Genomic DNA, 24,843 nt, shown 5'->3' with positions numbered 1-24,843 from the left:
TGTTGTAACTAACGAGAGTGTTTATGGCGACCTACGATCTCCTCGAACGGCTGAACAGCACGTTTCGGGAAATAGAACACGAGCTCCTGACCCTGACCGAACGTTTGCAGACCTGCCGTCTGCTGGCCGCGCGCGTCTTTACCCTGCCCGAGGTGGCCAAAGGGGCCGAGCACGACCCGCTGGACACCATCGCGGTTGAACAGCACATCGGCAGCGCCGCTCTTGAGCTGGCGCTGAAGCACTATCGTCGCCTGTTTATCCAGCAGCAGTCAGAAAACCGCAGCAGTAAGGCGGCCGTGCGTCTGCCCGGCGTGATCTGCCTGCAAACCGATGCGACAACGCGCGAAGCGCTGGAAAGCCAGATTACCCATATCAACACCCTGAAAGCGGCCTTTGAAAAGATCATCACCGAAGAGTCCGGCCTCGCCCCTGCCGCCCGGTTTGAATGGGTGCACCGCCAGCTTCCGGGGCTAATTACCCTTAACGCCTATCGCACGCTGACGGTACTGCGTCACCCCGCCACGCTGCGCTTCGGCTGGGCGAATAAGCACATTATTAAAAACTTCACCCGGGATGAGATTCTGGCGCAGCTGGAAAAAAGCCTGAAGACGCCGCGCACCGTCGCACCGTGGTCGCGCGAGCAGTGGATTGAGCGCCTGGAGCAGGAGTACCACAGCATCGCCTCGCTTCCGGCGGACGCGCGCCTCAAAATTAAGCGTCCGGTGAAGGTACAGCCTATCGCCCGCGTCTGGTATTCCGGTCAGCAAAAACAGGTTCAGTATGCCTGCCCTACGCCGCTGATTGCGCTGTATGATGCCGATCGGGGGGCCATCGTGCCGGATATTGGTGAGCTTTTGAATTACGATGCGGACAATGTCCAGCACCGTTACAGACCTCAGGCGCAGCCGCTACAGCTGATTATTCCGCGGCTGCACCTGTACGTGGCGGGATGACTATTTCAGGCTGCCGACCATCGCTTCCGGGCGCACCCAGGCGTCGAACTCCGCCTCCGTCAGATAGCCCAGCGCCAGGGCGGAGGCTTTCAGCGTCAGCCCCTCTTTGTGCGCTTTTTTAGCGATCTCGGCGGCTTTGTCGTAGCCGATATGGGTATTCAGCGCCGTCACCAGCATCAGGGATTCATTGAGCAACTGGCTGATACGTTCGCGATTCGGCTCAATCCCTACCGCGCAGTGCTCGTTAAAGCTCTCCATTCCGTCCGCCAGCAGACGAATTGATTGCAAAACGTTATGGATCACCATCGGACGATAAACATTCAGCTCGAAGTTGCCGGACGCGCCGCCCAGGTTGACGGCCACGTCGTTGCCCATCACCTGACAGCAGAGCATGGTCATGGCTTCGCACTGGGTCGGGTTGACTTTACCCGGCATGATGGAGCTGCCCGGCTCGTTTTCCGGAATGCTGATTTCACCGATGCCGCAGCGCGGACCCGAGGCCAGCCAGCGCACGTCGTTGGCGATTTTCATCAGCGAGGCCGCCAGCCCTTTCAGCGCGCCGTGGGTGTGGACCAGCGCATCGCAGGTCGCCAGCGCTTCGAACTTGTTGGGCGCCGTGACGAACGGCTGCCCGGTGATGTTTGCCAATTCCTCCGCCACGCGCACCGCGTATTCAGGATGGGTATTTAACCCGGTCCCGACCGCCGTCCCGCCGAGCGCCAGCTCCGCCAGGTGCGGCAGGCTGTACTCAATATGCTTCAGGTTATGTTCCAGCATCGCCACCCAGCCGGAAATCTCCTGGCCGAGCGTCAGCGGCGTGGCGTCCTGCAGGTGCGTACGGCCAATTTTGACGATGTCGCGGAAGGCCTGCGCTTTCTCGTTGAGCGTGGATTTCAGGACGTTAAGCTGCGGGATAAGCTGCTCGCGGATAGCAATCACCGCCGCCACGTGCATCGCCGTCGGGAAGACGTCGTTGGAACTCTGGCTTTTATTGACGTCATCGTTCGGATGAACCTTACGCTCCATGCCGCGCACGCCGCCCAGCAGTTCGCTTGCCCGGTTCGCCAGCACTTCGTTCATGTTCATGTTGCTTTGGGTGCCGGAACCGGTCTGCCAGATGGCGAGGGGGAATTCGTCGGGATGCTTGCCCGCCAGCACTTCGTCGGCGGCGTTGATGATGGCGGTGGCTTTGTCTGCCGCCAGCAGGCCTAAATCCTGGTTTACTTTCGCGGCGGCGCGTTTGGTGAGCGCCAGCGCCTGAATCAGCGAGACGGGCATTTTTTCAGTCGAGATACGGAAATGCTCCAGCGAACGCTGGGTTTGCGCGCCCCAAAGCTTGTCGGCCGGGACGTCGATGGCGCCCATCGAGTCTTTCTCATGGCGTACCGTGGTCATTACTTTCTCCTTGATAACAAAAGAGGGATTGCTCACATGCTTAAGGGATAAGTATTGATGACTTCTGAGAAACGTTATGGCGCTTTGTGCGCTCTTTAATGTGTCGGGTGGCGACTGCGCCACCCGACTATTTACTGCACTACTTCACGCACGCCGAACACTGGGACGACTGGATCTGCTTGAAGAAGTCGTTGCCTTTGTCATCCACGAGGATAAACGCCGGGAAGTCTTCCACTTCAATTTTCCAGATCGCTTCCATACCCAGTTCCGGGTATTCCACGCACTCCAGGCTCTTAATGCTGCCCTGCGCCAGCACCGCTGCCGGGCCGCCGATGCTGCCGAGGTAGAAGCCGCCGTGCTTGTGGCAGGCATCCGTGACCTGCTGGCTGCGGTTGCCTTTCGCCAGCATGATCATGCTGCCGCCGTTGGCCTGCAGCTGGTCAACGTACGAGTCCATACGCCCTGCGGTGGTTGGGCCTAACGAGCCGGATGCATAGCCTTCAGGCGTTTTCGCCGGGCCTGCGTAGTAAATCGGGTGATCTTTAATGTACTGCGGCAGCCCTTCGCCGTTGTCCAGACGCTCTTTCAGCTTCGCGTGCGCGATGTCGCGGCCCACGATGATCGTGCCGTTCAGGGAGAGACGGGTCGAGACCGGATACTGAGAAAGCTGCGCCAGAATCTCTTTCATCGGACGGTTCAGGTCGACGCGAACCGCTTCACCCTCACCCGCTTTGCGCAGCGCTTCCGGAATGTATTTGCCCGGGTTGTTTTCCAGTTTTTCGATCCACACGCCTTCGCGGTTGATCTTCGCCTTGATGTTGCGATCCGCAGAGCAGGACACGCCCATCCCGACCGGACAGGAGGCACCGTGACGCGGCAGACGGATCACGCGCACGTCGTGGGCAAAGTATTTGCCGCCAAACTGCGCGCCGAGGCCCAGATTGCGAGCTTCTTCCAGCAGTTCCTGCTCAAGCTGCACGTCGCGGAACGCCTGTCCGTGCTCGTTACCTTCGGTAGGCAGGCCGTCGTAGTATTTGGTTGAGGCCAGCTTGACGGTTTTCAGCGTGCTTTCCGCCGACGTACCGCCAATCACAAACGCGATATGGTACGGCGGGCACGCCGCGGTGCCGAGGGTGCGCATCTTCTCAACCAGGTAGTTCTTCAGCTTGCCCGGGGTGAGCAGCGCCTTGGTTTCCTGGTAAAGATAGGTTTTGTTGGCTGAACCGCCGCCTTTGGCGATACAGAGGAATTTGTACTCGTCACCGTCGACGCTGTAGAGATCGATCTGTGCAGGCAGGTTAGTGCCAGTGTTGACCTCTTTGTACATATCCAGCGCCGCGTTTTGCGAGTAGCGCAGGTTATCTTCGGTGTAGGTGTTGTAGACGCCGTGCGCCAGGGCCGCTTCGTCACCGCCGCCGGTCCAGACGCGCTGGCCTTTTTTACCGACGATGATCGCCGTGCCGGTATCCTGACAGGTTGGCAGAACACCTTTCGCCGCGATGTCTGAGTTACGCAGGAACTGCAGGGCTACGTATTTATCGTTCTCACTGGCCTGCGGGTCGCTCAGGATATCGGCAACCTGCTGCTGGTGCGCTGGGCGCAGCATAAACGAGGCGTCGTGGAAAGCGTGCTGCGCCAGCAGCGTCAGCGCCTGCGGATCCACCTTGAGGATCTCTTGTCCTTCAAACTCAGAGACGGAGACGTGATCGCGGGTTAGCAGGTAATACTCGGTCCGATCCTTACTGAGGGGGAAAGGATCCTGATAATGGAAGGGTTTATTCGACATTGGTCTCTCACTTACTGCTTCGGTCTGTTTATTCAGGGCAGATGTTCCGCTGCCCGGCTTAAAAGCGAGTCAGCTTATCCTACACAATTTTTTAACAAAAACTGAGACTAGTACGACTTTTTACATCCACAGGTTACTTCCATGAGGTTTATTGCTTTAATACCCGGAGTTAATTCCATAATTGAATCAGGGCTTGATAATGCAAAAACTCATTAACTCAGTGCAAAACTACGCCTGGGGAAGTAAAACTGCGTTAACGGATCTCTACGGTATCGCGAACCCGAACAACCTGCCGATGGCAGAACTGTGGATGGGGGCGCACCCGAAGAGCAGCTCAAAAATTGAAGACGCCAGCGGCCAGGTTCGCAGCCTGCGTGACGTGATCGATGCCGATACAGCCGCGCTGCTGGGCGATAAGGTGGCTCAGCGCTTTGGTGAACTGCCGTTCCTGTTCAAGGTGCTGTGCGCCGACCAGCCGCTCTCCATCCAGGTTCACCCGAACAAAAAAGCGTCTGAAATCGGCTTTGCGAAAGAGAACGCGGCGGGTATTCCGTTAGACGCCGCCGAGCGTAACTACAAAGATCCTAACCACAAGCCGGAGCTGGTCTTTGCGCTGACCCCGTTCCTGGCGATGAACGCGTTCCGCGAATTTTCAGAGATCGTTTCTCTGCTGCAACCGGTCGCGGGGGCCCATAAAGCTATCGCGCATTTCCTTGAAAACCCGAACGCAGACGCGCTCAGCCAGCTGTTTGCCAGCCTGCTGAATATGCAGGATGAAGAGAAATCTCACGCGCTGGCGGTGCTGAAAGCGGCTCTGGGCAGCCAGCAGGGTGAACCCTGGGAGACTATCCGCCTGATCTCCGAATTCTACCCGGACGACAGCGGCCTGTTCTCCCCTCTGCTGCTGAACGTGGTGAAGCTGAACCCGGGCGAAGCGATGTTCCTGTTCGCTGAAACCCCGCACGCCTACCTTCAGGGCGTGGCGCTGGAGGTGATGGCCAACTCCGATAACGTGCTTCGCGCGGGCCTGACGCCGAAATACATCGATATTCCTGAGCTGGTTGCCAACGTGAAGTTCGTGGCGAAACCTGCCGCGGAGTTGCTGACTCAGCCGGTGAAAAACGGCGCAGAGCTGGACTTCCCGATTCCGGTTGAGGATTTTGCCTTCTCCCTGCACGACCTGAGCCAGGCCGAAACCGCCATCGCGCAGGAGAGCGCGGCGATCCTGTTCTGCGTGGAGGGCGAAACGACGCTGCACAAAGGTGAACAGCGTCTGGTGCTTAAGCCCGGTGAGTCAGCGTTCGTTGCAGCCAGTGAGTCTCCGGTCAGCGTAAGCGGCACCGGTCGCCTGGCGCGCGTTTTCAATAAGCTTTAACCACTTACTGAATTTTTTAACAACTCTTGCTAAGCTAGTTGCAGGCTTAATATCTCCAGGCGGTTCTTACCGCCTGGTTTCATTTTAGGGATAGTCGCAATGAAAAAATCGGTCGTAGCGGTTGGAGTGATTGTAGCGTTAGGCGTGGTCTGGACGGGTGCCTCCTGGTTTACCGGGAAACAGCTGGAAGGCCGTCTGGCTGAGATGGTGGCGCAGGCTAACGGAGAGATTAAGCGCAGCGCGCCGGAGGCGGGCCTTGAGCTGAGCTACCAGAACTATCATCGCGGCGTCTTTACCAGCCGTATGCAGCTGGTAGTGAAGCCGGTTGCCGGTGCTGAAAATGGCTGGCTGAAACCGGGCCAGAGCGTGGTGCTGGACGAGGTGGTGAGCCACGGTCCGCTGCCGCTGGCGCAGCTGAAGTCCTTTAACCTGATCCCGTCGATGGCGTCCGTTCATACCGTGCTGGTGAATAACGACGTCACCAAACCGCTGTTTGACCTGGCAAAGAATGAATCGCCTTTCGACATTAATACCCGCATCAGCTATGCCGGTGACACAAGTTCAGATATCGCTCTGAAAGCGCTGAACTACGAGAAAGAGAATGAGAAAGTCGCCTTCAGCGGCGGTCACTTCAAACTTGACGCTGACCGCGACGGAAACGTGTTCTCCCTGACGGGTGAAGCGGAAAGCGGCCTGGTCAATGCCGTGAACGAATATAACCAAAAGGTTCAGCTCACCTTCAACAACCTGAAGGCCGACGGCAACAGCCGAATGACCGATTTCCAGGAGCGTATCGGCGATCAAAAACTGTCTCTGGACAAGGTTGCCATTGCGGTTGAAGGCAAAGAGATGGCCGTGCTGGAAGGCATGGACATCAACGGCAAATCCGACGTTTCCAAAGACGGTAAGAGCATCAACACCCAGCTGGATTACACGCTGAAGAGCCTGAAGGTGCAGAATCAGGATCTGGGCACCGGCAAACTGTCGCTGAAGATCGGCAATATCGACGGCCAGGCGTGGCACGAGTTTAGCCAGAAATACAGCAAAGAGAGCCAGGCGCTGCTGACCGATGCCGCGCTGCAGCAGAACCCTGAAGTGTACCAGCAGCAGGCGATGGCGGTGCTGTTCAACAACCTGCCGATCCTGCTGAAAGGCGAGCCGGTGGTCACCGTTGCGCCTCTGAGCTGGAAAAACAGCAAAGGCGAAACCAGCTTCAACCTGTCGCTGTTCCTGAAAGATCCGGCAACCGCAACGGGTGAACCGCAGACGCTGGCGCAGGAAGTGGATCGCAGCGTGAAGTCGCTCGACAGCAAGCTGACCATCCCGATGGATATGGCGACCGAGTTTATGACCCAGATTGCGAAGCTGGAAGGCTACGGCGATGAAGACGCCGGCAAGCTGGCGAACCAGCAGGTGAAAGGTCTGGCGGCCATGGGCCAGATGTTCCGCATCACCAAAGTGGAAAACAACACGATCTCCACCAGCCTGCAGTACGCCAACGGCCAGGTCACGCTCAACGGCGACAAGATGCCGCTGGAAGACTTCGTCGGCATGTTTGGTATGCCGACGCTGGGGATGCCGGAACCGGCTGAACCCGCAGCGCCAGCCGCTCCCGCGGCACCGCAGCAGTAAACCGCAAAACCCCTCGCATGAGGGGTTTTTTATTGCCGGGTGGCGCTGACGCTTACTCGGCCTGTGATTCCGGGCCGCTGTAGGCCCGTGCAAGCGAAGCGCCGCCGGGCGTTGCGCAGCGGAGATTATTTCACCGTCACCAGCCGCGCCGCCACAATCTGGTGTCCGGCCTGAACGTCCGTATTGTCGATGCGCTGCATGATCCTGTCAGCCAGCGTGTAGCCCATCTCCCGCGCGGGGGTGGTAGCCCAGACGATCGGCAGATCGTCGAGCGCGTTTTCACCGACGTCGGCGAACGCCCCGAGCGCCACCTGGTGGCCGAAGAAGGTTTCCACCCCGCCCTCGCCGCTCTGACGCCCGGCGCGGATCAGGCCAAACCAGGCGCCCATGGCAATCACGTCGTTGTAACAAATCACGGCGCTGATCGTCGGGCTGCTTCGCAGCAGCGCGCCTATCGCTTCCGCCGCTTTCTTCTGGCTGGATTCGCACTCCACGACCCATTCGCTGTGGAACGGCAGGCCGTATTTAATCAGCGTCGCGCAGTAGCCGCCGACCCGCTCGGCGCGGGTCAGGGACGAGCTTTTCCCGCCCAGCCAGGCAATGCGCTGATGCCCGCGACGAATTAGATGCTCGGTCAGCATTTGCGCGGCCTGCATGTTATCAGGGCGCAGCGTATCGGCCTCGTCCAGGTAGCTGGCGCGCGAAGCAAACACCAGCGGCACGCCTTTTTCGGCGGCGCGCCCGCACAGCTCGTTGCCCACGCCCGACGCGCCGGCGACGATCACCCCATCCACCCCCTGGTTCAGCAGCATATCGAGCCGGGAGAGAAGCTGATCGGCCTCGCGACCGCCGTGCAGAAGAAAGACCATCCGCCCCTGCGCTTCAAGCGCTTCGGTTAACCCTGCGGTCAGCTCCGCATAGAAAGGTGACGTCAGGTCGCGAACAATCAGGCCAATCACCCCGCTTTGCCCACCGCGCAGCGCCGACGCCTGACGGTTACGCACAAAACCCAGCTGCTCAACCGCCTCGTTCACCCGCTGACCGGTCGCAGGAGAGATGCGCCCTTTTCCGCTTAGCACCAGAGAAACGGTGCTGACGGAAACGCCCGCCGCCAGCGCGACATCGTTGATGGTGATTTTTTTCGCTACAGCCATGTGTTGGCGTGACTCCCTGAAATGAGATCGGTAAAACGTTTTATCAATACGTTATCTTTATACTACCAGTCAAAGCCTGAGAATGTGATTTAGCGCGCACTAAACTTTGATAAAACGTTTTATCTTCTCGCAGCATTGAAGCAGGCAAACTGATTTTAACAATAAAGGAGTCGTTTTATGACGGCGAAAGCAGCACAAAAAATATCGCTGTGGGAATTTTTCCAGCAACTGGGTAAAACCTTTATGCTGCCCGTGGCACTCCTCTCGTTCTGCGGGATCATGCTCGGGATCGGCAGCTCGCTGAGCAGTAAAGACGTCATCACGCTGATCCCGTTCCTCGGTACCCCGGTGCTGCAGGCGATCTTCATCTGGATGAGTAAAGTCGGCTCCTTTGCGTTTAGCTTCCTGCCCGTGATGTTCTGTATCGCTATCCCGCTGGGCCTGGCGCGCGAGAACAAAGGCGTCGCGGCGTTTGCCGGGTTTGTGGGCTACGCCGTGATGAACCTGGCGGTTAACTTCTGGCTGACCGCGAAAGGCATTTTGCCGACCACCGACGCTGCCGTGCTGAAGGCCAACAACATTCAGAGCGTGATCGGCATCCAGTCTATTGATACCGGGATCCTCGGGGCGGTGATCGCGGGTGTGATTATCTGGATGCTGCACGAGCGCTTCCACAATATCCGCCTGCCGGATGCCCTGGCCTTCTTCGGCGGTACCCGCTTTGTGCCGATTGTTACCCTTGTCGTGATGGGCCTGTTCGGTTTAATCATTCCGCTGATCTGGCCGGTCTTTGCGATGGGCATCAACGGTATTGGCCGCATCATCAACGGCGCGGGAGATTTCGGTCCGATGATCTTCGGCACCGGCGAGCGTCTGCTCCTGCCGTTTGGCCTGCAGCATATCCTGGTGGCCCTGATTCGCTTCACCGAAGCGGGCGGTACCATGGAGGTGTGCGGTCACGACGTGAGCGGCGCGCTGACCATCTTCCAGGCGCAGCTGAGCTGTCCGACCACCCACGGTTTCTCCGAAAGCGCCACCCGCTTCCTGTCTCAGGGTAAAATGCCGGCCTTCCTCGGCGGCCTGCCGGGTGCCGCGCTGGCGATGTACCACTGCGCGCGCCCGGAAAACCGTCATAAAATTAAAGGCCTGCTGATTTCCGGCGTGATCGCCTGCGTCGTCGGCGGTACTACCGAACCAATCGAATTTCTGTTCCTGTTCGTCGCACCGGTGCTGTACCTCATCCACGCGGTGCTGACCGGTCTGGGCTTTACCGTGATGGCGGTGCTGGGCGTTACCATCGGCAACACCGACGGTAACGTGATCGACTTCGTGGTGTTCGGGATCCTGCACGGCCTGTCCACCAAGTGGTATCTGGTGCCGGTCGTGGCGGCTATCTGGTTTGCGGTGTACTACGGGATCTTCCGCTTCGCCATCACCCGCTTTAACCTGAAAACACCGGGCCGCGATACCGATACGGCGAGCAGCGTTGAACAGGCGGTTGCCGGGACCGTGGGCAAATCCGGCTACAACACGCCGGCCATTCTGGCGGCGCTGGGCGGCGCGGATAACATCACCTCGCTGGATAACTGCATCACCCGCCTGCGTCTGTCGGTGGCGGATATGTCAAAAGTGGATACCAACGCCCTGAAAGCCAACCGGGCCATCGGCGTGGTACAGTTAAATCAGCACAATTTGCAGGTGGTTATCGGCCCGCAGGTCCAGTCGGTGAAGGATGAGCTGGCAACCCTGATGCGAACAGTTGAAGCCTGATGCCTCAGCCCCCTCTCATGAGGGGGTTTTACTTTAAGGACTCACGTCATGTTTGATTTTTCTACCGTCGTGGATCGACACGGCACCTGGTGTACGCAGTGGGACTACGTCGCCGACCGCTTTGGCGCGGCCGACCTGCTGCCCTTCACCATCTCCGATATGGATTTCGCCACCGCGCCCTGCATTACCGACGCGCTGCATCAGCGCATTAATCACGGCGTGCTGGGCTACAGCCGCTGGAAGAACGATGAGTTTCTCGCCGCCGTCGCGCACTGGTTCCAGCAGCGCTTTAACAGCACGATTGATACGGAAACCGTCGTTTATGGTCCTTCCGTTATCTACATGGTGTCAGAGCTGATTCGTCTCTGGTCACACCCCGGCGACGGCGTGGTGGTTCACACCCCGGCATACGACGCGTTTTACAAAGCTATTGAAGGGAATGCGCGTCATGTGGTGCCCGTGGAGATGGAAAAGAATGCCGCAGGCTGGCAGGGGAATATGGCTGCACTGGAAGTGGCCCTGGCGAAACCTGAAAACAAAATTTTACTGCTGTGCAGCCCGCAAAACCCAACCGGTAAGGTCTGGACGCGGGACGAGCTGACGCAGATGGCTGAACTGTGCGCACGCTATGACGTGGCGGTTATCAGCGATGAAATTCATATGGATATGGTGTGGGGAGAGCATCGTCACACGCCTTGGAGCGCGGTGGCGCGCGGCAAATGGGCGCTTCTCACCTCCGGCTCGAAAAGCTTTAATATTCCGGCGCTGACGGGCGCTTACGGCCTGATCGGCGATGAAGCGAGCCGTAACGGTTATCTCAGCGCGCTAAAAGGCCGGGACGGACTCTCTTCCCCTTCCGTGCTGGCGCTAACGGCGCATATCGCCGCCTATCAGCAGGGAGCGCCGTGGCTGGATGCCCTGCGGGGCTATCTGGAAGAGAATTCGTTGTACATCGCGCAGGAAGTAAACCGCGCGTTTCCGAAGCTGAACTGGCAGCCGCCCGAAGCAACCTATCTGGCCTGGATTGACCTGCGCCCGCTGAACATTGACGATCGGGTGCTGCAAAAAGTGCTGATCGAGCAGCAAAAAGTCGCCATCATGCCGGGATATACCTACGGCAAAGAGGGAAACGGCTTTGTTCGCCTGAACGCCGGCTGTCCGCGCAGCAAGCTTGAACAAGGGGTGCAACGCCTGATTGCCGGGATTAACACCCTCCTCTAATCAGTTTGCGCAACGGAATATTCCCTTGCGCAAATAGCTTTTTACCCCGTTTTGTTTTTATAATATGGCGCACTTTAACCAGAAAAGAGTGCGACCATGATTGATACACGCCTGCCTTTAACTGATATTCATCGTCACCTTGACGGTAACATTCGTGCCCAAACCATCCTCGATCTTGGCCGCCAGTTCAATTTAACGCTTCCTGCTCAGACGCTTGAGTCGCTGATCCCTCACGTACAGGTAACCTCAAATGAACCGGACCTGGTCAGCTTCCTGAGCAAACTCGACTGGGGCGTGAAGATGCTGGCCTCGCTAGATGCCTGTCGCCGCGTGGCGTTTGAAAACATTGAAGATGCGGCCCGTAACGGCCTGCATTACGTCGAGCTGCGCTTCTCGCCGGGCTATATGGCGATGACCCACGGCCTGCCCGTTGCAGGCGTGGTGGAAGCCGTGATTGAAGGCGTTCGCGAAGGATGTAAAACCTTCGACGTTCAGGCCCGTCTGATTGGCATTATGAGCCGTACGTTCGGCGAAGCCGCCTGCCTGCAGGAGCTGGAAGCGCTGCTGGCCCATCGCGATGCCATTACCGCCGTCGATCTGGCCGGTGACGAGCTGGGCTTCCCGGGCAGTCTGTTCCTCTCCCACTTCAACCGCGCGCGCGATGCCGGCTGGCACATTACCGTGCATGCGGGTGAAGCGGCTGGTCCGGAAAGCATCTGGCAGGCCATCCGCGAGCTGGGCGCCGAGCGTATCGGTCACGGCGTGAAGGCCGTAGAAGATCGCGCCCTGATGGATTTCCTGGCGGAGCAGCGTATCGGGATTGAGTCGTGCCTGACGTCTAACATTCAGACCAGCACCGTCGCAACGCTGGCGCATCATCCGCTGAAAACGTTCCTCAAGCACGGCGTGCTGGCCTCACTGAACACCGACGACCCGGCGGTTCAGGGCGTGGATATCATCCACGAATACAACATCGCCGCACCGCAGGCGGGTCTGAGCCGCGAGCAGATCCGTCAGGCGCAGATCAACGGGCTGGAGATCGCCTTCCTGACGCCTGAAGAGAAGCAGGCGCTTAAAGATAAAGTGGCTCACGGTTGAGCATTTGCCGGGTGACGGCTACGCCTTACCCGGCCTACAAAAACATTTAAAATTATGCCAGACAGAGCGTGGCGCGATGTTTGGCAGATTCGATGCCCAGCTCAATCAGCTCCATAATCTGAATCGCCTGGCTGGCCGGAACCGGATTCTCCCCCGTGCCGTTCAGCGCATCGCGGATGCCCGCGTAATAGGCCGGATAGTTACCCGGGATCGTCAGCAAGGTCTCCTCAACGAGTTCCTCACCTTCCACCCGCGTTACCACGCCGTCGCGCATATCATAGCCCCAGTCTTCCTGCGGCAAACGTTCACCGCTTTTCAGCCGGTCCTCCTGCGGATCGAGGCCAAACTTCACGTAGCTCCCGCGCGTGCCGTGAATGATGTAGCGGGCCGATTCCGCGGCCGCGACCATCGTGCCGTGCAGCACAATCCGGCGCTGCGGATAGCTGAGCACCGCGTGGAAGTAATCGGTTGTCTGCGCGCCGGGCCTGAGCTGGGCCAGATCGACCGTCATGCTCACCGGCAGACCAAAAAGATTGACGGCCTGATCCAGCAGATGCGGGGCTAAATCGTACCAGATGCCGCTGCCCGGACCGGCCTGCTCGCGCCAGCGGTTTCGTACCTGCGGACGGAAGCGGTCAAAGTGCGATTCAAAAAAGAGGATCTCCCCTAGCGTGCCTTCACTGAGAAGCCTTTTTACCGTCAGAAAGTCGCTATCCCAGCGGCGGTTATGGAACACCGACAGCAGCCTGCCCAGACTCTTTGCCAGCGCATCCAGTTCGCGAGCCTGAGACAGGGTGACGGTAAAGGGCTTATCGACCACCACGTGCTTACCGGCTTCAAGCGCGGCCTTGGCCAGCGGAAAGTGGGTGTCGTTCGGGGTGGGGATAACGATTAAATCAATATTCGGATCGTTGAAAAGGTGTTTTGGCTCAGAGACAACCGGCACGGAAGGCCAGTCGGCATGGACTTTAGCGGCATCGCTGCTGGATACCGCAGCCAGGGTCATCCCCGGCGTCCCGGCTATCAGAGGCGCATGAAACGTTTTGCTTGCATACCCGTAGCCGATAAGCCCAACGCGGATATTATCACTCATAGTGCCGTCCTCTTTTATGACGTTCTTATTTCACACTGGCTAGCCTGGCATTACCACAGATTAATAATGTGCCATATGACTTAAAATAGCAGGTTGTAGGGGTTGTTTTTGTTACATAGTATTAACCCACTGATTTTATTTAAGGGAACCGTTCCCAAAGCGCTTGCCGTCGGGGAAACGTCGCTGTAACATTTGCGACCTGTATTTATGGATAAAGTACAACTACGAATCATGACGTCAATTATTAATCGAATCATTGAATTAGCGGGATGGATTGTCCTTGGGGTTTCGGTCATTTTGCTGGGCGTTGCCAGCCATATCGATAACTACCAGCCGCCGGAGCCTGTCACAGTCGCCCAACCTAAGTAACCGGTTACTGCAATAAAGAGTGACATAATATGTCAGTTACTTATTGCCAGCCCTGGTGAACACGGTTAACCTTCTCTTCCAGGCATCGTCTGATGCCTGAATTTCAGCAAAGAAAACTCCTAATTTCGTCGCGTTACCTGAGTGGGCTGTTTACGTCTTTATTAATCCGTTTATTATTCGAACGAATTACCTTAACTGGTATTACTCACTTTTATATGGAAACTTATTAATATGACAGTTCAGGACTATTTATTAAAATTTCGCAAGATCAATTCGCTTGAGAGCCTGGAAAAACTGTTTGACCATCTGAACTACACCCTGTCGGATAATCAGGACATCATTAATATGTATCGCGCCGCTGACCATCGCCGTGCGGAGCTGGTTTCCGGAGGTCGTTTGTTCAACGTGGGTGAAGTGCCTAAGTCCGTGTGGCGTTACGTTTTATAAGAAAGTAGCCATCCGCGCGAAATGTTATATACTCTCCGCCCTGCAAACTGGCTGTACAACATTTCGCGCAGATTATGGGAGAGTTCATGACCGCAACGCCTGGAGATCGCATTGGAGGCTGGTTAATCGCCCCACTGGCATGGCTGCTGGTTGCCTTATTAAGCGCATCACTTGCGCTGCTGCTGTATACCACCGCGCTGATTACTCCTCACGCTATCCAGACCCTGATGTCGCAAAGCGTGCTGAATATTGCGATGTGGTTTGTGTCGTTCGTTTTCGCGATTGGTATGTGGTACTACACCCTGTGGTTGACCATTGCCTTCTTTAAACGCCGCAAAAGTGTACCTAAACACTACATTATCTGGCTGCTGATTTCGGTTCTGCTGGCGGTTAAAGCGTTTGCTTTTTCGCCCGTATCAGATGCTCTGGCCGTTCGTCAGCTGCTTTTCCCGTTACTGGCCGCCGCGCTGCTGGTCCCCTATTTTAAGCGTTCGACGCGGGTAAAAAACACCTTCGTGAACCCGTAATAACCTTACAGATAACCTGTTGTCGCCTGCGTGAGTTTGTCCGATAATAGGCGGCTTTTTTATTTCAGGCTAAATAATGACCGATTACTTACTGCTCTTTGTCGGCACCGTGCTGGTTAACAACTTCGTTCTGGTGAAGTTCCTTGGCCTGTGCCCGTTTATGGGCGTGTCCAAAAAGCTGGAAACGGCGATGGGCATGGGGCTGGCGACAACCTTCGTCATGACGATGGCGTCCATCTGCGCGTGGTTGATTGATACCTGGATCCTCATCCCGCTCGGGTTAATCTATCTTCGTACGCTGGCTTTTATTCTGGTCATTGCGGTTGTTGTGCAATTTACCGAGATGGTGGTGCGTAAAACCAGCCCGGCCCTCTATCGCCTGCTGGGTATCTTCCTGCCGCTGATCACCACCAACTGCGCCGTTCTCGGCGTTGCGCTGCTGAACATCAACCTTGGCCATAACTTTATGCAGTCGGCGCTGTACGGTTTTTCCGCCGCCGTCGGTTTCTCATTTGTTATGGTCCTGTTCGCGTCGATTCGCGAGCGTCTGGCGGCAGCGGATATCCCCGCGCCCTTCCGCGGTAACGCGATTGCGCTGGTGACCGCAGGTTTAATGTCTCTGGCCTTTATGGGCTTTAGTGGTCTGGTGAAGTTGTAATGAATGCTATCTGGATTGCCATCGCCTCTATCAGCGTCCTGGGGTTGGTGTTTGGCCTTATCCTGGGTTATGCCTCCCGCCGTTTCGCGGTAGAGGACGATCCTGTTGTTGAGAAAATTGATGAGCTCCTGCCGCAAAGCCAGTGCGGGCAGTGCGGCTACCCGGGCTGCCGTCCCTACGCGGAAGCGGTAGGCATTCAGGGTGAAAAAATTAACCGCTGCGCCCCCGGCGGCGAAGCGGTGATGCTGAAAATTGCGGCCCTGCTTAACGTCGATCCGCAGCACGTTGATGGCGATGCGGAGGTGCAGGAGCCGGTTCGCGCCCTCGCCGTGATCGACGAGGCCAACTGCATCGGCTGCACCAAATGTATTCAGGCCTGCCCGGTTGACGCCATTGTTGGCGCCACCCGCGCCATGCACACCGTCGTGGCGGATCTGTGCACCGGCTGTAACCTCTGCGTGGCCCCCTGCCCGACGCAATGTATTGAGCTGCGCCCGGTTGAAACGACTACCGAAAGCTGGAAGTGGGATCTTCAAACCATTCCGGTTCGCAATATTCCTGTGGAACAACATGCTTAAGTTATTTTCTGCTTTCAGAAAAGAGAAGATTTGGGACTTTGACGGCGGTATCCATCCGCCAGAGATGAAAACCCAGTCCAACGGCACACCGCTGCGTCAAATTCCGCTGGCGACGCGTTACGTCATGCCGCTCAAACAGCATATTGGCGCTGAGGGCGAGCTGTGCGTAAAAGAAGGCGATACGGTTCTTCGCGGTCAGCCGCTGACCTTTGGCCGCGGACGCATGCTGCCGGTGCACGCCCCTACCTCCGGTAAAGTGGTGGCGATTGCCCCGCATACGGTGGCTCATCCGTCCGCGCTTTCAGAGCTGAGCGTGATCATTGAAGCCGACGGCGAAGACCGCTGGATCGATCGTGACGGCTGGAGCGACTACCGCAGCCAGAGCCGCGAAGCGCTTATCGAGAGAATTCATCAGTTCGGCGTCGCCGGGCTGGGCGGCGCGGGCTTCCCGACCGGCGTCAAGCTGCGCGGCGGTGGCGATAACATCCAGACGTTGATTATCAACGCCGCCGAGTGCGAGCCGTACATCACCGCCGACGATCGTCTGATGCAGGACTGTGCCGCCCAGGTGGTGGAAGGCATCCGCATTCTGGCGCACATTCTGAAGCCGCGGGAAGTCCTGATTGGTGTCGAAGACAATAAACCGCAGGCCATCTCGATGCTGCGCGCCGTGCTGGCGGGCAGTCACGATATTAGCCTGCGCGTTATTCCGACCAAGTACCCTTCTGGCGGCGCAAAACAGCTGACGCAAATTCTCACCGGCAAGCAGGTCCCACACGGCGGACGCTCTTCGGATATCGGCGTGCTGATGCAAAACGTCGGCACCGCCTATGCGGTGAAACGCGCGGTGATTGACGGCGAGCCGTTGACCGAGCGCGTGGTGACGCTGACCGGCGAGTCGATTTCTCGTCCGGGCAACGTCTGGGCGCGTCTCGGTACGCCGGTGCGCCATCTGCTGGAACAGGCTGAGTTTTGCCCGGCCAGCGACCAGATGGTGATCATGGGCGGCCCGCTGATGGGCTTTACCCTGCCGTGGCTCGATGTGCCAGTGGTCAAAATCACGAACTGTCTGCTTGCGCCTTCCCCGACCGAAATGGGGGAAGAGCAGGAAGAGAAAGGTTGCATCCGCTGCAGCGCCTGTGCCGATGCCTGCCCGGCGGATCTCCTCCCGCAGCAGCTGTACTGGTACAGCAAAGGCCAGCTGCACGATAAGGCGAAAGCCCATAACCTGGCCGACTGCATTGAATGCGGCGCCTGCGCCTGGGTCTGCCCGAGCAACATTCCGCTGGTGCAATATTTCCGCCAGGAGAAGGCCGAGATTTATGCCATCTCCATGGAAGAAAAACGCGCCGCGGAAGCCAAGGCGCGCTTCGAAGCGCGCCAGGCGCGACTGGAGCGCGAAAAAATCGCCCGTCAGGAACGCCATAAGCAGGCCGCCGTTCAGCCTGCCGGGAAAGATCAGGATGCGATCAACGCCGCACTGGCGCGCGTTCGCGAGAAAAAAGCCGATGCCGCCCAGACGGTGGTGATCCAGGCCGGGGAAAAACCGGATAACAGCGAAGCGATTGCCGCCCGCGAAGCGCGAAAGGCTGCGGCTCGCGCGCGTCAGGCGGAAAAAGCGCAAACGGTTCAGGCAGATACTGAGATCGACACGCGTAAAGCGGCCGTCGAAGCGGCGATTGCCCGGGCCAAAGCCCGCAAAGCTGGAGAGCAGCAGGTAGCCGTCGAGCAAGAAGCGGTCGACCCACGCAAAGCCGCCGTTGAAGCGGCGATTGCTCGCGCCAAAGCCCGTAAGGCTGCGCAGCAGGCGCCAGAGGCAGTATCAGAAGCAGAAGCACCACCGGTCGACCCGCGTAAAGCCGCCGTCGAAGCAGCGATTGCCCGCGCCAAAGCCCGTAAGGCTGCGCAGCAGGAAGAGCAGCCGCAGGCCGCCAACGATGACCCGCGTAAGGCCGCCGTCGCCGCCGCCATTGCGCGCGTTCAGGCGAAGAAAGCCGCACAGCAAGCCGTAAACGAGGATTAAATGGTTTTCAGAATCGCAAGCTCCCCTTACACCCACAATCAGCGCCAGACATCGCGCATTATGATGCTGGTCTGCCTGGCCGCGCTGCCGGGCATTGCCGTTCAGTGCTGGTTTTTCGGCTGGGGAACCCTGTTCCAGATAATCCTGGGCTGCGCCAGCGCCGTCGCGGCGGAAGCACTCGTCCTGAAGCTGCGTAAGATGACGGTGTCACGCATTCTGGCTGACAACTCCGCGCTGCTGACCGGCCTGCTGCTGGCCATCAGTATTCCACCGTTTGCCCCGTGGTGGATGGTCGTGCTCGGCACCGTGTTTGCCGTGATCATTGCCAAACAGCTCTATGGCGGGCTCGGCCATAACCCGTTTAACCCGGCGATGATTGGCTACGTGGTGCTGCTGATCTCCTTCCCGGTGCAGATGACCAGCTGGCTGCCACCGCACGAGATTGCCGCCACGGTTCCCGGCTTTATGGATGCCCTGCACGTTATCTTTACCGGCCATACGGCGCTCGGCGCTGATATGAACGCGCTGCGCATGGGCGTGGACGGCATCAGCCAGGCGACGCCTCTCGATACCTTTAAAACGTCCCTGCATGCCGGGCACAGCGTTGAGCAGATTATGAAATCCGCGATTTACAGCGGCATGCTTGCAGGCGCGGGCTGGCAGTGGGTCAACCTGGCGTATCTGCTGGGCGGCCTGTTCCTGCTGCAGCAGAAAGCCATCCGCTGGCATATTCCGGTTAGCTTCCTCGTGACGCTGGCGGTCTGCGCCACGCTGGGCTGGGTATTCTCTCCTGAATCACTGGCCAGCCCGCAGATGCATTTGCTCTCCGGTGCGACCATGCTAGGTGCCTTCTTTATCCTGACGGATCCGGTGACGGCGTCAACGACTAACCGCGGCCGCCTGATCTTCGGCGCGCTGGCGGGCCTGCTGGTATGGCTCATCCGCAGCTTTGGCGGTTACCCGGACGGCGTCGCGTTTGCCGTCCTGCTTGCCAACATTACCGTTCCGCTCATCGACTATTACACGCGCCCGCGCGTGTACGGCCATCGCTAAGGGTTTCGCCATGTTAAAAACGATGCAAAAACACGGCGTCACGCTGGCTGTCTTCGCCGCGGTCCTGACCGGGCTGACGGCCCTGGTTAACACGTTAACCAAAACGACCATCGAAGAGCAGGCTTCAAAGCAGCAAAAGGCGCTGTTCGATCAGGTGATCCCGTCCGATTTCTACGATAATGACCTGCAAAAGAGCTGCTTTGTGGTAGACGCGCCGCAGCTTGGGAAAGGCCCGCACCGCCTCTTTATCGCCCGCAAAGGGGATAGACCGGTAGGCGCGGTGATGGAAGCGACGGCGCCCGACGGCTATTCCGGCGCCATTCAGCTGCTTGTCGGCAGCGATTTCTCCGGCACTATTCTGGGTACTCGCGTGACGGAACATCATGAAACGCCGGGTCTTGGCGATAAAATTGAAACCCGGCTGAGCGACTGGATTTTGCACTTTGCCGGTAAAGTTATCCATGGCGAAGGGGATACCGCGTTTGCGGTGAAGAAAGATGGCGGCGAGTTCGACCAGTTCACCGGCGCGACCATCACGCCGCGCGCCGTGGTGAACGCCGTAAAACGAGCCGGGCTGTATGCCGAAACGCTGCCCGCGCAACTCAACAATCTTCCGGCCTGTGAGGAGTAATCATGAGCCAGGTTAAAGAGGTTATTGTCCAGGGATTGTGGAAGAACAACTCCGCTCTGGTGCAGCTTCTGGGGATGTGTCCCCTCCTGGCGGTAACGTCCACCGCCACCAACGCGCTCGGTCTGGGTCTGGCAACCACGCTGGTGCTGACCCTGACCAACCTCTCCATCTCCGCCCTGCGACGCTGGACGCCGTCGGAAATTCGTATTCCGATTTACGTCATGATCATTGCGTCGGTGGTCAGTATCGTCCAGATGCTGATTAACGCCTACGCGTTCGGGCTGTACCAGTCGCTCGGGATCTTTATTCCCCTTATCGTCACCAACTGTATCGTCGTTGGCCGTGCGGAAGCGTTCGCGGTGAAAAACAGCCCCGCCATGTCGGCGCTGGATGGTTTTTCCATTGGAATGGGTGCCACCTGCGCCATGTTCGTGCTGGGCTCGCTGCGCGAGATCCTCGGTAACGGTACGCTGTTTGACGGCGCAGATGCGCTGCTGGGCGGCTGGGCCAAGGCGCTGCGCGTTGAAGTGTTCCACACCGATACGCCATTCCTGCTGGCAATGCTGCCCCCTGGCGCGTTTATTGGCCTTGGCATGATGCTGGCGATAAAATACCTGATTGATGAGAAACGTAAGCGCCGCGCGGCTGAGCGTAGCGTTCTGGAAGGGACACCCGAGAAGGCTTCATGAATAAAGAAAAGCGCATTGCGATCCTGACCCGTCTGCGGGACGAGAACCCGCACCCGACGACGGAGCTGAATTTTACCTCCCCGTTTGAGCTGCTGATCGCGGTGTTGCTCTCTGCGCAGGCGACCGATGTGAGCGTCAATAAAGCCACTGCCCTGCTTTATCCGGTCGCCAATACGCCAAAAGCCATGCTGGAGCTGGGCGTGGAAGGCGTGAAGTCCTATATCAAAACCATCGGCCTGTTTAACAGCAAAGCCGAGAACGTCATTAAGACCTGCCGGATCCTGCTGGAACAGCACGGAGGCGAAGTACCGGAAGATCGCGCCGCGCTGGAAGCCTTACCGGGCGTGGGGCGTAAGACCGCAAACGTGGTGCTCAACACCGCGTTTGGCTGGCCGACCATCGCCGTGGATACGCATATTTTCCGCGTCTCTAACCGGACTAACTTCGCGCCGGGGAAAAATGTTGAGCAGGTCGAAGAGAAGCTGTTAAAGGTGGTTCCGGCCGAATTTAAGGTTGACTGCCATCACTGGCTGATTCTGCACGGCCGCTATACCTGTATTGCCCGTAAGCCTCGCTGCGGCTCCTGCATTATTGAAGATCTCTGCGAATACAAAGAAAAAGTGTATCCCTGATCGTCATAACCCCTTACTAAAAGAAGGGTTACCAGGCACCCTTCTTTTGGCCGTTATTTGTCCGTCTTTCATTCCCCCTGACCTGTCACTTGTTCGGTTGTTTAACGCTCAAACAGGTTAATAGTTTTTTCATAGCCAAAAATTTCTATACATCTGTGATCGCGATCACCCTGATAACTTCATGTTGAATTTTTGTTGTCAAAATCCGCCTAAACCCTTTGTCTGACAAGATACTCTCCTTCCATCACCGAAGATAAGACCAGCTATTTTTCAGAATATGGCCCATATCACTGCAGTAAGCGGCAAATAGCAGAACATATCGCCAAAAGCCGGTCGGGGTGGGTTAACGCCAGTCGAAAAAACTACCTTTACTCATCGTATGAAATTTAACGCTGAATAACATTTATATGAACCGACGATTATACCACTCCAGATATATGTAACAGATTATTACAAACGTATTGCCAGATGGGGCAGGATAGTGAACATTACCCGCCGTTTCTCCTCCCAATATAACTATAAGGCGTATGGACGACGGCCATCACGCTATGAACACCCCCGTTAATATGGGATGTAAAAAAAGAGGTATATGTGTCTACTGCAAACAATAAACCAACAGATGAAAGCGTGAGTCTTAACGCTTTTAAACAGCCTAAAGCGTTCTATCTCATCTTCTCTATCGAGTTATGGGAGCGTTTTGGTTATTACGGCCTGCAAGGGATCATGGCCGTTTACCTGGTAAAACAGCTGGGTATGTCCGAAGCCGATTCCATCACACTGTTCTCTTCCTTCAGTGCTCTGGTGTACGGTCTGGTCGCTATTGGCGGCTGGCTGGGTGATAAAGTCCTCGGGACTAAACGAGTCATCATGCTGGGCGCCATCGTCCTGGCGATTGGCTATGGTCTGGTTGCATGGTCAGGGCATGATGCCGCTGTCGTGTATATGGGTATGGCGACGATTGCCGTCGGTAACGGTCTGTTCAAAGCGAACCCGTCCTCCCTGCTTTCTACCTGCTATAACAAAGACGATCCGCGCCTGGACGGTGCATTTACCATGTACTACATGTCCATCAACATCGGTTCGTTCTTCTCGATGCTGGCAACTCCATGGCTCGCGGCGAAGTTCGGCTGGAGCGTAGCGTTTGCGCTGAGCTTCGTGGGCATGCTGATCACCGTGGTGAACTTCCTGTTCTGCCGCAGCTGGGTTAAAGACTACGGTTCAAAACCTGACTTCGAGCCTGTGCATATGGGCAAACTGCTGGCCACCATCGTGGGCGTTGTTGTCCTCGCGGCAATTGCCACCTGGCTGCTGCACAACCAGGGTATCGCCCGTGCCGTTCTGGGCGTGGTTGCTCTTGGTATCGTGGTTATCTTTGCGAAAGAAGCGTTCGCCATGCAGGGTGCTGCCCGTCGCAAGATGATTGTGGCATTCATTCTGATGCTGGAAGCGATTATTTTCTTCGTGCTGTACAGCCAGATGCCAACCTCACTGAACTTCTTCGCCATTCGTAACGTTGAGCACTCAATTCTGGGCATCGCGTTCGAGCCGGAACAGTATCAGGCGCTGAACCCGTTCTGGATCATGATTGGTAGCCCGATTCTGGCCGCGATCTATAACAAGATGGGCGACCGCCTGCCAATGCCGCACAAGTTTGCTATCGGTATGGTGCTGTGTTCCGGCGCGTTCCTGGTGCTGCCGCTGGGTACCAAATTTGCCACCGACGCGGGTATCGTGTCCGTTAACTGGCTGATCCTGAGCTACGCGCTGCAGTCTATCGGTGAACTGATGATCTCAGGTCTGGGTCTGGCGATGGTTGCACAGCTGGTGCCACAGCGTCTGATGGGCTTCATCATGGGTAGCTGGTTCCTGACCACTGCCGGTGCGGCAATCATTGCGGGTAAAATTGCGAACCTGATGGCTGTGCCGGAAAACGTCACTGACCCACTGGTCTCCCTGAACGTCTACGGTACCGTGTTCATGCAGATTGGTATCGCGACTGCCGTTATTGCAGTTCTGATGCTGCTGACCGCGCCGAAACTGAATCGTATGACTCAGGACGACGACAAGACGGCCGAAGCGACCAAAACCGCTACCGCGTAAGATTATTGAGAAACGACGAGCCGCTAATGCATATTAGCGGCTTTTTTTTTATCCTTTCGCGCACTAACATAGCTGAAACCTCAGCAAAAAGGAGTTACCGATGAAACTGTTCTACAAACCGGGCGCGTGCTCTCTTGCTTCCCATATCACCCTGCGCGAGAGCGGCAAAGATTTCACGCTGGACGGCGTTGATCTGATGAAAAAGCGTCTGGAAAATGGCGATGATTTTCTTGCCATTAACCCCAAGGGACAAGTTCCGGCACTCTTGCTGGATGACGGTACTCTGCTGACCGAAGGCGTCGCGATTATGCAGTTCCTGGCCGATAGCGTGCCCGATCGCCAGCTGCTGGCGCCGGTCAGTACTATCTCTCGTTATAAAACGCTGGAATGGCTGAACTACATTGCCACCGAGCTGCACAAAGGCTTTACCCCCCTCTTCCGTCCGGATACACCGGAAGAGTTTAAGCCGACCGTGCGTGCGCTCCTTGAGAAAAAGCTGCAGTACGTTAACGAATCGCTGAAAGACGAACAGTGGATTGGCGGGTCGCGCTTCACGATTGCCGATGCGTATCTGTTTACCGTGCTGCGCTGGGCGCGCGCGGTTAAGCTGAACCTGGAAGGGTTAGACCACATCGCATCGTATATGAAACGCGTGGCGGAGCGTCCTGCAGTAGCTTCGGCGCTGAAAGCGGAAGGGTTGAACTAACCGAGCGGCCTGTGTTGCCGGGTGGCGCTAACGCTTACCCGGCCTACACGTTTTGGCCAGTTATAACCGGGTTGCGCTGAAATAGTGCTCCGGCTTCGCGATACGATCCTGTGCCGCAACCACCTGCAGTTCATATTCCTGCATCTCTTTCGTCGCAATCATGATTTCGTACACCGCCGCGGTAACGTGCTCCAGCGAGTCGCGTATCGTCGCCCCCTGCAGCAATTTCACCAGCAGCAGACCGCTGGTGACATCCCCAACCCCAACCGGCTGGCGCAGGCCGAAATCCACCAGCGGACGGCTAATATGCCAGGCGTCATCTTTCGTCACCAGAAGCATCTCAAAACGGTCCTGGCTCAGCCCTGCGCGGGCGAGATGTTTTACCAGCACCACCTCAGGCCCCTGAGCGATCAGTTCACGAGACGCGCTTATCGCCTCTTCTACGCTGTTAACCGGACGCTCGCAGAGAATTTCGAGCTCGACCAGGTTTGGCGCAATGATATCGCTGGCGGGCAGCGCGTGGCGGACGTGAAACTCTGCAACGCCCGGCGCCACGATGCAGCCTTTCTCCGGATGGCCCATGACGGGGTCGCAGAAGTATTTTGCCGACGGGTTTGCGGCTTTCACCTGTCGCACGATGCCGAGGATATGCTCCCCCTGCTCCGCTGAGCCGAGGTAGCCGCTCAGCACGGCGTCACAGCGTTTGAGCTGGTCGATATCGGCAATCCCCTGCACAACCTCGGTGAGGTGCGAAGGCGGCATTACGCAGCCGGTCCATTTGCCGTATTGCGTGTGGTTAGAGAACTGCACGGTATTAAGGGGCCAGACGTTGACGCCGAGGCGACGCATCGGGAATTCCGCGGCGCTATTGCCAGCGTGTCCAAAAACAACGTGGGACTGAATGGCGAGGATGTTCTTCATTTTTTGCTTACCAAACCCTGAAAAAACAAAAG

At 57.3% G+C, this 24,843-nt stretch carries 23 protein-coding genes; 18 read left to right on the top strand and 5 right to left on the bottom strand.

Going from position 1 to position 24,843, the window contains the following annotated elements:
• Window positions 1–23: 23 nt before the first annotated feature.
• Entirely contained in the window at window positions 24–953 is a 930-nt protein-coding gene (gene tus / locus LA04_RS10185; RefSeq protein ID WP_047651437.1) for a DNA replication terminus site-binding protein, read from the top strand.
• Here tus and fumC read toward each other — a convergent pair whose 3' ends face one another.
• Entirely contained in the window at window positions 954–2,348 is a 1,395-nt protein-coding gene (gene fumC / locus LA04_RS10180) for a class II fumarate hydratase (RefSeq protein ID WP_047651436.1), read from the bottom strand.
• 139 nt (window positions 2,349–2,487) lie between these two features.
• Window positions 2,488–4,134: a class I fumarate hydratase FumA gene (fumA, locus tag LA04_RS10175; RefSeq protein ID WP_047651435.1), complete on the bottom strand. Its 1,647-nt coding sequence runs from the start codon at window positions 4,132–4,134 to the stop codon at window positions 2,488–2,490.
• 199 nt (window positions 4,135–4,333) lie between these two features.
• Between fumA and manA the strand changes: the two genes are divergently transcribed.
• Both manA and LA04_RS10165 read left to right on the top strand, forming a co-directional pair.
• Window positions 4,334–5,509: a mannose-6-phosphate isomerase gene (manA, locus tag LA04_RS10170; RefSeq protein ID WP_047651434.1), complete on the top strand. Its 1,176-nt coding sequence runs from the start codon at window positions 4,334–4,336 to the stop codon at window positions 5,507–5,509.
• A 99-nt stretch (window positions 5,510–5,608) separates the two neighbouring features.
• Window positions 5,609–7,141, top strand: coding sequence for a YdgA family protein (locus tag LA04_RS10165; protein ID WP_047651433.1), 1,533 nt, complete (start codon window positions 5,609–5,611; stop codon window positions 7,139–7,141).
• Between the two features lie 125 nt (window positions 7,142–7,266).
• On the opposite strand, the gene LA04_RS10160 is transcribed toward LA04_RS10165, so the two are convergent.
• A complete protein-coding gene (locus LA04_RS10160) occupies window positions 7,267–8,295 on the bottom strand; it encodes a Mal regulon transcriptional regulator MalI (RefSeq protein WP_047651432.1) in 1,029 nt (342 codons plus the stop codon).
• 177 nt (window positions 8,296–8,472) lie between these two features.
• On the opposite strand from LA04_RS10160, the gene malX reads away from it, so the two are divergent.
• From malX to add, 3 genes are all read left to right on the top strand, one after another.
• Window positions 8,473–10,065: a maltose/glucose-specific PTS transporter subunit IIBC gene (gene malX / locus LA04_RS10155; protein ID WP_029740306.1), complete on the top strand. Its 1,593-nt coding sequence runs from the start codon at window positions 8,473–8,475 to the stop codon at window positions 10,063–10,065.
• Window positions 10,066–10,113: 48 nt separating this feature from the next.
• Window positions 10,114–11,286: a MalY/PatB family protein gene (locus LA04_RS10150; protein ID WP_047651431.1), complete on the top strand. Its 1,173-nt coding sequence runs from the start codon at window positions 10,114–10,116 to the stop codon at window positions 11,284–11,286.
• A 96-nt stretch (window positions 11,287–11,382) separates the two neighbouring features.
• Entirely contained in the window at window positions 11,383–12,384 is a 1,002-nt protein-coding gene (gene add, locus LA04_RS10145) for an adenosine deaminase (RefSeq protein ID WP_047651430.1), read from the top strand.
• 52 nt (window positions 12,385–12,436) lie between these two features.
• Here the strand turns inward: add and LA04_RS10140 are convergent, their stop codons facing one another.
• Window positions 12,437–13,477, bottom strand: coding sequence for an oxidoreductase (locus LA04_RS10140; RefSeq protein WP_032657704.1), 1,041 nt, complete (start codon window positions 13,475–13,477; stop codon window positions 12,437–12,439).
• A gap of 243 nt (window positions 13,478–13,720) precedes the next feature.
• Here LA04_RS10140 and blr point away from each other — a divergent pair, with 243 nt between their 5' ends.
• The 12 genes from blr to gstA all read left to right on the top strand — a co-directional run bounded on the left by blr (window position 13,721) and on the right by gstA (window position 23,890).
• A complete protein-coding gene (gene blr / locus LA04_RS10135; RefSeq protein ID WP_168112406.1) occupies window positions 13,721–13,846 on the top strand; it encodes a division septum protein Blr in 126 nt (41 codons plus the stop codon).
• 231 nt (window positions 13,847–14,077) lie between these two features.
• A complete protein-coding gene (ydgT, locus tag LA04_RS10130; protein ID WP_013096896.1) occupies window positions 14,078–14,293 on the top strand; it encodes a transcription modulator YdgT in 216 nt (71 codons plus the stop codon).
• A gap of 86 nt (window positions 14,294–14,379) precedes the next feature.
• Complete coding sequence (locus LA04_RS10125) at window positions 14,380–14,820, top strand: DUF2569 domain-containing protein (RefSeq protein ID WP_029740310.1); 441 nt, start codon at window positions 14,380–14,382, stop codon at window positions 14,818–14,820.
• A gap of 76 nt (window positions 14,821–14,896) precedes the next feature.
• Window positions 14,897–15,478, top strand: coding sequence for an electron transport complex subunit RsxA (gene rsxA / locus LA04_RS10120; protein WP_014883581.1), 582 nt, complete (start codon window positions 14,897–14,899; stop codon window positions 15,476–15,478).
• Window positions 15,478–16,056 carry an electron transport complex subunit RsxB gene (gene rsxB / locus LA04_RS10115; RefSeq protein ID WP_047651429.1) on the top strand — a complete coding sequence of 193 codons (579 nt, stop codon included), beginning with the start codon at window positions 15,478–15,480 and terminating at the stop codon, window positions 16,054–16,056. Before rsxA ends, rsxB begins: the two co-directional genes overlap by 1 nt.
• The gene (gene rsxC / locus LA04_RS10110) at window positions 16,049–18,079 is read left to right on the top strand and encodes an electron transport complex subunit RsxC (protein WP_047651428.1); all 2,031 of its coding nucleotides are present in this window, start codon (window positions 16,049–16,051) and stop codon (window positions 18,077–18,079) included. The genes rsxB and rsxC overlap by 8 nt, the downstream gene beginning before the upstream one ends.
• Complete coding sequence (gene rsxD, locus LA04_RS10105; protein WP_047651427.1) at window positions 18,080–19,132, top strand: electron transport complex subunit RsxD; 1,053 nt, start codon at window positions 18,080–18,082, stop codon at window positions 19,130–19,132. It begins immediately after the preceding gene.
• A 10-nt stretch (window positions 19,133–19,142) separates the two neighbouring features.
• Window positions 19,143–19,763, top strand: a complete 621-nt coding sequence (rsxG, locus tag LA04_RS10100) for an electron transport complex subunit RsxG (protein WP_047651426.1) — start codon at window positions 19,143–19,145, stop codon at window positions 19,761–19,763.
• A gap of 2 nt (window positions 19,764–19,765) precedes the next feature.
• A complete protein-coding gene (locus tag LA04_RS10095) occupies window positions 19,766–20,452 on the top strand; it encodes an electron transport complex subunit E (RefSeq protein ID WP_023617347.1) in 687 nt (228 codons plus the stop codon).
• The gene (gene nth / locus LA04_RS10090) at window positions 20,449–21,084 is read left to right on the top strand and encodes an endonuclease III (RefSeq protein ID WP_008500570.1); all 636 of its coding nucleotides are present in this window, start codon (window positions 20,449–20,451) and stop codon (window positions 21,082–21,084) included. The genes LA04_RS10095 and nth overlap by 4 nt, the downstream gene beginning before the upstream one ends.
• 591 nt (window positions 21,085–21,675) lie before the next feature.
• Complete coding sequence (gene dtpA / locus LA04_RS10085; RefSeq protein WP_033145330.1) at window positions 21,676–23,184, top strand: dipeptide/tripeptide permease DtpA; 1,509 nt, start codon at window positions 21,676–21,678, stop codon at window positions 23,182–23,184.
• 100 nt (window positions 23,185–23,284) lie between these two features.
• Window positions 23,285–23,890 carry a glutathione transferase GstA gene (gene gstA / locus LA04_RS10080; protein ID WP_047651425.1) on the top strand — a complete coding sequence of 202 codons (606 nt, stop codon included), beginning with the start codon at window positions 23,285–23,287 and terminating at the stop codon, window positions 23,888–23,890.
• A 60-nt stretch (window positions 23,891–23,950) separates the two neighbouring features.
• Here the strand turns inward: gstA and pdxY are convergent, their stop codons facing one another.
• The gene (gene pdxY / locus LA04_RS10075; protein ID WP_047651457.1) at window positions 23,951–24,811 is read right to left on the bottom strand and encodes a pyridoxal kinase PdxY; all 861 of its coding nucleotides are present in this window, start codon (window positions 24,809–24,811) and stop codon (window positions 23,951–23,953) included.
• Window positions 24,812–24,843: the final 32 nt, after the last annotated feature.

The sequence above is a fragment of the Enterobacter sp. UCD-UG_FMILLET genome (genome assembly GCF_000762975.1).
Lineage (GTDB): Bacteria > Pseudomonadota > Gammaproteobacteria > Enterobacterales > Enterobacteriaceae > Enterobacter > Enterobacter dykesii.
Note: the sequence above shows the minus strand (reverse complement) of the source record. Positions and strands in the feature narration are given on the sequence as shown.

Coding starts and splice junctions, on each gene's coding strand:
- LA04_RS10150 (WP_047651431.1), top strand. CDS start 10,114: ATGTTTGATTTTTCTACCGTCGTGGATCGACACGGCACCTGGTGTACG.
- rsxD (WP_047651427.1), top strand. CDS start 18,080: ATGGTTTTCAGAATCGCAAGCTCCCCTTACACCCACAATCAGCGCCAG.
- nth (WP_008500570.1), top strand. CDS start 20,449: ATGAATAAAGAAAAGCGCATTGCGATCCTGACCCGTCTGCGGGACGAG.
- LA04_RS10125 (WP_029740310.1), top strand. CDS start 14,380: ATGACCGCAACGCCTGGAGATCGCATTGGAGGCTGGTTAATCGCCCCA.
- fumA (WP_047651435.1), bottom strand. CDS start 4,134: ATGTCGAATAAACCCTTCCATTATCAGGATCCTTTCCCCCTCAGTAAG.
- LA04_RS10160 (WP_047651432.1), bottom strand. CDS start 8,295: ATGGCTGTAGCGAAAAAAATCACCATCAACGATGTCGCGCTGGCGGCG.
- gstA (WP_047651425.1), top strand. CDS start 23,285: ATGAAACTGTTCTACAAACCGGGCGCGTGCTCTCTTGCTTCCCATATC.
- LA04_RS10165 (WP_047651433.1), top strand. CDS start 5,609: ATGAAAAAATCGGTCGTAGCGGTTGGAGTGATTGTAGCGTTAGGCGTG.
- LA04_RS10140 (WP_032657704.1), bottom strand. CDS start 13,477: ATGAGTGATAATATCCGCGTTGGGCTTATCGGCTACGGGTATGCAAGC.
- tus (WP_047651437.1), top strand. CDS start 24: ATGGCGACCTACGATCTCCTCGAACGGCTGAACAGCACGTTTCGGGAA.
- pdxY (WP_047651457.1), bottom strand. CDS start 24,811: ATGAAGAACATCCTCGCCATTCAGTCCCACGTTGTTTTTGGACACGCT.
- LA04_RS10095 (WP_023617347.1), top strand. CDS start 19,766: ATGAGCCAGGTTAAAGAGGTTATTGTCCAGGGATTGTGGAAGAACAAC.
- ydgT (WP_013096896.1), top strand. CDS start 14,078: ATGACAGTTCAGGACTATTTATTAAAATTTCGCAAGATCAATTCGCTT.
- manA (WP_047651434.1), top strand. CDS start 4,334: ATGCAAAAACTCATTAACTCAGTGCAAAACTACGCCTGGGGAAGTAAA.
- rsxA (WP_014883581.1), top strand. CDS start 14,897: ATGACCGATTACTTACTGCTCTTTGTCGGCACCGTGCTGGTTAACAAC.
- add (WP_047651430.1), top strand. CDS start 11,383: ATGATTGATACACGCCTGCCTTTAACTGATATTCATCGTCACCTTGAC.
- malX (WP_029740306.1), top strand. CDS start 8,473: ATGACGGCGAAAGCAGCACAAAAAATATCGCTGTGGGAATTTTTCCAG.
- rsxG (WP_047651426.1), top strand. CDS start 19,143: ATGTTAAAAACGATGCAAAAACACGGCGTCACGCTGGCTGTCTTCGCC.
- fumC (WP_047651436.1), bottom strand. CDS start 2,348: ATGACCACGGTACGCCATGAGAAAGACTCGATGGGCGCCATCGACGTC.
- rsxB (WP_047651429.1), top strand. CDS start 15,478: ATGAATGCTATCTGGATTGCCATCGCCTCTATCAGCGTCCTGGGGTTG.
- rsxC (WP_047651428.1), top strand. CDS start 16,049: ATGCTTAAGTTATTTTCTGCTTTCAGAAAAGAGAAGATTTGGGACTTT.